Raw genomic sequence first — 6,997 nt, 5'->3', positions numbered from 1 at the left:
GCTATTCATCAAATGTGTTGCGCTCAATCGGATGATTCAGATCGTTAAACCCGATAGCTACAAGGTTGAAGGTTAATACCAGGACACTCTCAAGGCGAACCTGACCGTTTTTCTAATCATGCAACAAAGCCTGTGTGATGCAAAGTTCGATCGGCTTTTCAGATTGTTTCGTGGGCAGTCGTTCCGAGTGAAATCTTCAGAAAATCTTCCTCATTGGCCCAGCCTAACCGATCGTCGCACCTGACTGGCAATGCTAAACTAGTTTCAGCAAAATCAACTCACAGCAGGTGAACTTTGCGTTAGCCTCTCTACATTCCTGACTAATCGTTGCCATCGGAGTCGCAAGGAACATTTTCCACGCATTTACTATCCAACACTTGCTTAAAAGTCATCATGAAACTCGGCTACACGATCATCTATGTCCCAAGCGTGGTGGATTCACTCCACTTCTTCAAGCAAGCCTTTGGTCTAGAGCAGAAGTTTCTGCATGAATCAGGTGATTACGGCGAACTGAGCACTGGAGAGACTACTCTCGCATTCGCCGCTCATGAACTTGGAGAGATAAACTTTCCCGGAGGTCATGTACGAGCTAGCGAATCCAAGCAACCCTTAGGGGTGGAAATCGGCTTTGTCACTTCTGACGTACATACCGCGCATAAAAGCGCACTAACTCACGGGGCTACTGAATTTTCAGCACCATCCCAAAAGCCGTGGGGTCAAGTTGTTTCATATTTGCGTGCACCGGATGGAACGCTCATTGAGCTATGCACTCCCGTATCTGCATAAAAGTGCGGCTTAACCTTAACTCAGTGGCTAAACAGGCTTTAAATCAAATGTTTGCCTTATTGGATCAATGATTGAGAATAGTTATGAGCGTTAGCCGCATTCTTACAAACATCTGCTCTGATCGACTGGCTGAAAGTCGAGATTTTTACGTGGCTTTACTTGATCTTGAGGTTAGTTATGACAGTGACTGGTATGTTCAACTTCGTAGTCCGTCTAATCAAGAACTAGAGTTTGGAATCATTCTTCGTAGTCATAGCCTTGTTCCGCAAGAGTATCAAACTGCTCCATCAGGTATGTATGTGACGTTTGTAGTTCCTGCAGTGGATCTAGTCTACGAAAAAGCAGTAGCTATGGAGCTTCGCATCATTCAAGAACTCAAAACCGAGTTTTATGGGCAGCGTCGATTCTTAACCGTCGATCCAAATGGTTGTTTGATAGATATTTGTTCACCATTTACTGCAGCGGAGAAATAAGTATGAGCACTTGTGTTTATTGAGTGTGGCTAACAAACGCCTGCAGGCGGAACGACGGTATACTTGGGTTGTCTTGCAAAGTGTAAATGCGTCCGGTGATGCGTATGGCGTTAGCCTCGTGTGCAGGATGTACGTTTCTAAACGCTTATCCAAAAACTGATCTTGATCTTTGGTCTAGCCTCTATGAATGGCAACTATTCGAAATAGTAATTGTCAATTACCTGAGTAATGGGTTATTCCGGAAAGTAAATTTAGAAGTTGGAGGGTGTGATGATTGTTCAATCCCATTCACGTTCTTATCATGCGCTTACTGACCACGAAATTGTAAAAAGCTTCGGCAGCAGTGCAGAAAGCGGTTTAACGCCTGAGGAAGTCGCTCGTCGCTATGAGCAGCATGGCTGGAATGAGTTGCAGTTTCAGCCCGGAAAACCCGCGTGGTTAAGGTTCTTGCTGCAATTTCATCAGCCACTCCTCTACATTTTACTTCTGGCTGGAGCCGTTAAAGCGTTTTTAGGTTCCTGGACGAATGCCTGGGTAATCTGGGGAGTGACGCTGATTAACGCCATTATCGGCTATGTACAGGAAGCTAAGGCAGAAGGGGCGATCGCCTCTCTCGCCAAAGCCGTCACCACGGAAACCACCGTTCTACGAGAAGGGCAACCGCTGCGGATTCCCTCGCGGGATCTGGTACCGGGGGATTTAGTGGTATTGACATCGGGCGATAAAGTCCCGGCAGATTTGCGGTTGCTGCGAGTTCGCACCTTACAGATCGATGAATCTGCTCTGACCGGGGAATCCGTTCCGGTTGAAAAATCTGTCCAGGTGCTTCCAGCAGAGACTCCCCTTGCCGAACGTTGCAATATGGCTTATGCAGGTAGTTTTGTCACGTTTGGGCAGGGACAGGGCATCGTCGTTGCGACTGCCAATGCCACTGAAATGGGGCAGATTTCGCGATCGATGGAAAATCGGGTTAGCCTCACCACACCCCTGACCCGGAAGTTTGAGCAATTCAGCCGTACTCTGCTCTACATTATTTTGCCCCTGGCGACCTTCACCTTTGCAGTAGGGTTGGGGCAGGGAGGCTCCTGGATTGATATGTTTGAGGCGGCAGTCGCCCTGGCAGTCAGTGCAATACCCGAAGGTTTACCTGCGGTTGTAACCATCACGCTGGCGATCGGCGTCAACCGGATGGCAAACCGCAACGCCATCATTCGTAAATTGCCAGCGGTGGAGGCGTTAGGCAGCGCCACAGTGATTTGTTCCGACAAAACCGGGACGTTGACGGAAAACCAGATGACGGTTCAGGCAATCCACGCAGGGGGACAACCCTATCGCGTCAGCGGCGGGGGCTACAGTCCCAAAGGCGACATTACCCAGGTCAGCAACGGCAAGGAGATGGGGCTGGATGCGGCGGAACTGCCCCCTGCCTTAACCCAGTGTTTGACGGCAGGGGTTCTCTGTAACGACTCCCAGCTTCAACAAACAGGGACCGATTGGACGGTAGTGGGCGACCCAACAGAAGGAGCCTTGATTGCCGTGGCGGAAAAAGCAGGGCTGAGTCAGGCTGGACTTACGACTGACACCCCTCGCATGGATGCCATTCCCTTTGAGTCTGAGTATCAGTACATGGCAACGCTGCACGATGCTCAACCGCGAATGATCTATGTGAAAGGATCAGTGGAAGCGTTGTTGCGTCGGTGTAGCTGGATGCTGGATGCCCAGGGAGAGGCGATCGCCCTCGATGCTACCCAGATCAAACAAGAAGTCAATGATATGGCAGGGCAGGGGCTACGGGTGCTGGCATTTGCCCAAAAGACGGTATCGGTACAGCAACATGCCATCGACCACGAAGACATTGCCACCAATCTCGTCTTTCTAGGACTCCAAGGCATGATTGACCCACCCCGTCCAGAGGCGATCGCTGCCGTTCATGCCTGCCAGTCCGCCGGGATTCAAGTCAAGATGATCACAGGTGATCACATTGCCACCGCACGGGCGATCGCCCAACGCATGGGAATTCAAACTAGCTCAGGGGTTGTCGCCTTTGCTGGGCAACAGTTAGCCCAAATGAATGAGTCAGAGATTCACAATGCTGCCGTCGAAGGATCTGTCTTTGCCAGAGTCGCCCCGGCACAAAAGCTGCAACTGGTGGAAGCACTCCAGTCCAGAGGCAATATCGTCGCCATGACGGGAGATGGGGTGAACGATGCCCCAGCACTCAAGCAGGCGGATATTGGTATTGCCATGGGCAAAGGCGGTACGGAAGTTGCCCGCGAATCCGCTGACATGTTGTTGACCGATGATAATTTTGCTTCCATCAAAGCGGCTGTGGAAGAAGGGCGCACGGTTTACCAGAATTTGCGAAAGGCGATCGCCTTTCTCCTGCCTGTGAATGGAGGAGAATCCATGACCATTCTAATCAGTGTTCTGTTGGCACGGGAGTTGCCGATTCTATCCCTACAAGTACTCTGGCTGAATATGATCAACTCCATTACCATGACCGTTCCCCTCGCCTTTGAACCAAGATCTCAGGGCTTGATGCAACAACCACCCCGCAACCCCAACGAACCGTTGCTCACCCAGAAATTATTACGCCGAATCGTAGCTGTTTCATTATTTAACTGGGTCCTGATTTTCGGTATGTTTGAATGGGCTCAATCCACAACAGATAATATTGCTGTCGCCCGCACCATGGCCATTCAATCCCTTGTGGCAGCACGCATCATCTACCTGATCAGTATCAGTCAACTGGGAACAAGTTTAATCGCCTATGCGCGCCGTCAATCCACATCCATCACAACTGCACCGATCTTAATGGTGGGTATTGTTGCGGCTGTTGTCCTGCAAATTGTGTTTAGCCAGTGGTCGGTGATGAACACGCTCTTTGAAACCGCACCGCTCACCTGGAATCAATGGTTAATCTGTTTATTGCCAATGGTACCAATGGTGCCGTGGACAATTTTTGCGAATGCGATTGACCCCCCTTCCAGCCAAAGATGAAGTATCTGGATCAGTTCTTCAAGGTCTTCAGCCATCAATACTTAATTCTTGGACACGCTTATGTTTCAGAAAATTCTAGTTGCAATGGACAGTACACCTACAGCCCAAGCTGTTTTTACAAAGGCTGTTGCTTTAGCCCAAGCAATGAACGCTAGTCTCATGGTGTTACATGTATTGTCTGCGGAGGATGAAGGTAGTCCGGGTTGGCCTCTGGGCATGGTCGAGGGTAGTGATCAATCAGGGACATCTCAAGAAACGCCTATGTTCTTCTCAGTTTATGATGAGATCAATTGGGAAGCCCATCGTCGGCAGTGGCAGCAATATGAGAAGGAAAGCCGTGAGAAATTCCAACCCTACAGCGAACAAGCGATCGCGATGGGGATCAAGACCGAGTTCACTCAACTTCCAGGCAAGCCTGGTCAAGTCATCAAGAAAATAGCACAAACCTGGAAAGCCGACTTGATTGTGATGGGAAGCCGGGGTCGTACAGGGCTGAGTGAGCTGATCTTAGGCAGTGTGAGTAATTATGTCATGCACCATGCACCCTGCTCAGTACTCATTGTGCATTCTTAAACACTTCAGCGAGATAGGGGCAGGGAATGAGCAACCCTAATCCTTCTCCCTTTAAAACCGTTCATGTTGTAGGGTGGGCGACTAACGAGTTACTGTTGCTGATACTTTTCCGATCGGGGCAATTAGATTGAGCCACCCCAAGCAAATTCTACAAGGAACCCTTAGGAGCTATGGCGAAGGCTAACCCCCCCAATGCACACCGACCGATGAGAGAGTGTTGGTTGGAGTTCGAGGTTATCTGCGGCGGGTGAACGGGGTCGTTAGCTAGGATAAAACGAGAGGGCTGAGTTGAAACGAGGGCAAGCTTATGACAGTCTGCCAACGACGGTATAGCAAGGAAGAATTAGCCCGATGCGGACAAGAACTCTATGAGTCCGGAATTCGGCAGAAGCTTGAAGCAGGTAACGATGAAAAAATTCTGGCGATTCGCTAACGCGACACTTTGCGATCGACATTGAAACTGGAGAGTTTGAGGTCGGTGAAACAGTCATGACTGCAACCGATCGCTTATTTGAACATCTGTCTGATGCTCAACCTTAGACACTGGGAATACGATCGACCTATGATCCGATCGCATTTCCAGCAAACTTCGTTTTGACAAATCCCTTCAACCGTAGCTAATTCGCCTTGCTGCATAAATCAGGATGAGCCCGTGTGAATAGTTGTAATCGTTGAACGATGAGCGGCTGATTCTGATATGTCCCTGTTTTGTGGCTACAGAAAATAACCCATAAGGGAACTATCAGAGCGCGATCGCAATTCACACGATTTTCTTAGCTATCACTAAACTCTCAACAATTTAGGAGATTCACAATGGCTTCAGCGATCGATGCTAAGTACAATGAGTTAATTAAAACCAATCCCTGGATTGGCAAACCAGTTACCAATGAACAAGCTTGTCCGGATAAAGTTGGCTACTATCGGCATTATGAAGGGCTGAAGTATGGCGGCGCATCTATCTATTGGCATCCTCAAACAGGCGCACACTTAATCTATGGCTTAATTCGCGCCAAATGGGCAGCACTGGGATGGGAGAAAAGTCCCCTAGGGTATCCGGCTAGTGATGAAGCAAATGCAGGCAGTGGCAAAGGACGGTTCAATCATTTTCAAAATGGCACCATCATTTGGAAGCAAAATACCAGCCAAGCGTTTGCCGTCTATGGTCGCATCCTCGATAAATGGGGAGAGAAAAATTGGGATTCAGGGTTCTTAGGTTTCCCAGTCACTGATGAACTGGGAACACCTGATGGTATTGGGCGCTTCAACCATTTTGAAGGTGGATCAATCTACTGGACACCGACTACCGGAGCCCACATTGTCATGGGTATGATTCGCGAGGCTTGGAAAAACCAAGGATGGGAAAAGGGTAGACTAGGCTATCCTCGCACCGATGAACTCGTGACGGAAGGGACTAATGGTAAAGGCAGATACAACCTGTTTGAAGGCGGTGAAATTCACTGGACACCGGCAGGCGGAACAAAAGTCAAACTCTATGAGGTCAATATCGAAATTTGGTTTTCAGGATTCAAATGCCTCAATGAATCCAACGAAATCTCATCCAGCGATGAGCCTTACATGTTCCTAGGCGTTTCTACTTCTGGGCAAGCACAAACACCTTACGAAACTGGAGTGATTGGCGATGTAGATCAGGGAAATATTATCCGCACTGCCGCCAGACTCTATTCTGGTATTGCACAAGATGTCATTCTTGCAGTTGTCATTCGTGAGAACGATCAGGGTGATCCAAACGCATACTCTAGCACTTTCAAATCCGTTCTAGATGCTGGTAATGTTGCTCTTGGTGCTTCCACAGGTGTGACAATTCCTGGCGGTATTTTGCAACAGGTGTCCAATGGACTCAGCAATTTACTTGGTGCTGGCGATGACACTGTCGGTAGACGTGCCGAATTGCTAACGAGAGATTATCTGATGCAAATGGTGAAAAAGGCTGAAGGGGGTGACCCTGTGGCTGATTTCACTTGGGATATGGGTCATGATGACGAGGGAATTTACCGCTTGTACTTTTTCGTGAAGAAAGTTTAAGCAGAATCTAATCTCTTCTCAAACCTCTCATTCGTGAAAGTATGATGGAACTCAATTAATCATATTGCCAAGTTCCATCATACTTCCTAACCAATAGAGATTCAGTACAAGTGACTAAACGT

General features: G+C 48.6%; 6 protein-coding genes. All 6 read left to right on the top strand.

Translation table 11 applies throughout. The features are described from left to right. Nucleotides 1-393: 393 nt before the first annotated feature. A complete protein-coding gene (locus ACN4EG_RS20910; protein ID WP_431632130.1) occupies nt 394-786 on the top strand; it encodes a VOC family protein in 393 nt (130 codons plus the stop codon). An 83-nt stretch (nt 787-869) separates the two neighbouring features. Then, the gene (locus ACN4EG_RS20905; RefSeq protein ID WP_431632129.1) at nt 870-1,259 is read left to right on the top strand and encodes a VOC family protein; all 390 of its coding nucleotides are present in this window, start codon (nt 870-872) and stop codon (nt 1,257-1,259) included. Between the two features lie 270 nt (nt 1,260-1,529). Beyond that, nucleotides 1,530-4,259, top strand: a complete 2,730-nt coding sequence (locus tag ACN4EG_RS20900) for a cation-transporting P-type ATPase (protein WP_431632128.1) — start codon at nt 1,530-1,532, stop codon at nt 4,257-4,259. A 60-nt stretch (nt 4,260-4,319) separates the two neighbouring features. Continuing rightward, the gene (locus ACN4EG_RS20895; RefSeq protein WP_431632127.1) at nt 4,320-4,832 is read left to right on the top strand and encodes a universal stress protein; all 513 of its coding nucleotides are present in this window, start codon (nt 4,320-4,322) and stop codon (nt 4,830-4,832) included. 307 nt (nt 4,833-5,139) lie between these two features. Further along, nucleotides 5,140-5,265 carry a hypothetical protein gene (locus ACN4EG_RS20890; RefSeq protein WP_431632126.1) on the top strand — a complete coding sequence of 42 codons (126 nt, stop codon included), beginning with the start codon at nt 5,140-5,142 and terminating at the stop codon, nt 5,263-5,265. A gap of 380 nt (nt 5,266-5,645) precedes the next feature. Then, on the top strand, nt 5,646-6,875 hold the full coding sequence (locus tag ACN4EG_RS20885; RefSeq protein WP_431632125.1) for an LGFP repeat-containing protein: 1,230 nt from the start codon (nt 5,646-5,648) through the stop codon (nt 6,873-6,875). Nucleotides 6,876-6,997 lie beyond the last annotated feature (122 nt).

Origin of the sequence: Alkalinema pantanalense CENA528 (assembly GCF_050753345.1) — a bacterium.
Classification (GTDB): Bacteria; Cyanobacteriota; Cyanobacteriia; order Leptolyngbyales; family Leptolyngbyaceae; genus Alkalinema; species Alkalinema pantanalense.
This window is presented reverse-complemented; position numbering and strand designations above follow the sequence as displayed.

What these genes read in the sequence shown, in the direction of transcription:
- ACN4EG_RS20910 (WP_431632130.1), top strand. Translation starts at nt 394, where the DNA reads ATGAAACTCGGCTACACGATCATCTATGTCCCAAGCGTGGTGGATTCA.
- ACN4EG_RS20905 (WP_431632129.1), top strand. Translation starts at nt 870, where the DNA reads ATGAGCGTTAGCCGCATTCTTACAAACATCTGCTCTGATCGACTGGCT.
- ACN4EG_RS20900 (WP_431632128.1), top strand. Translation starts at nt 1,530, where the DNA reads ATGATTGTTCAATCCCATTCACGTTCTTATCATGCGCTTACTGACCAC.
- ACN4EG_RS20895 (WP_431632127.1), top strand. Translation starts at nt 4,320, where the DNA reads ATGTTTCAGAAAATTCTAGTTGCAATGGACAGTACACCTACAGCCCAA.
- ACN4EG_RS20890 (WP_431632126.1), top strand. Translation starts at nt 5,140, where the DNA reads ATGACAGTCTGCCAACGACGGTATAGCAAGGAAGAATTAGCCCGATGC.
- ACN4EG_RS20885 (WP_431632125.1), top strand. Translation starts at nt 5,646, where the DNA reads ATGGCTTCAGCGATCGATGCTAAGTACAATGAGTTAATTAAAACCAAT.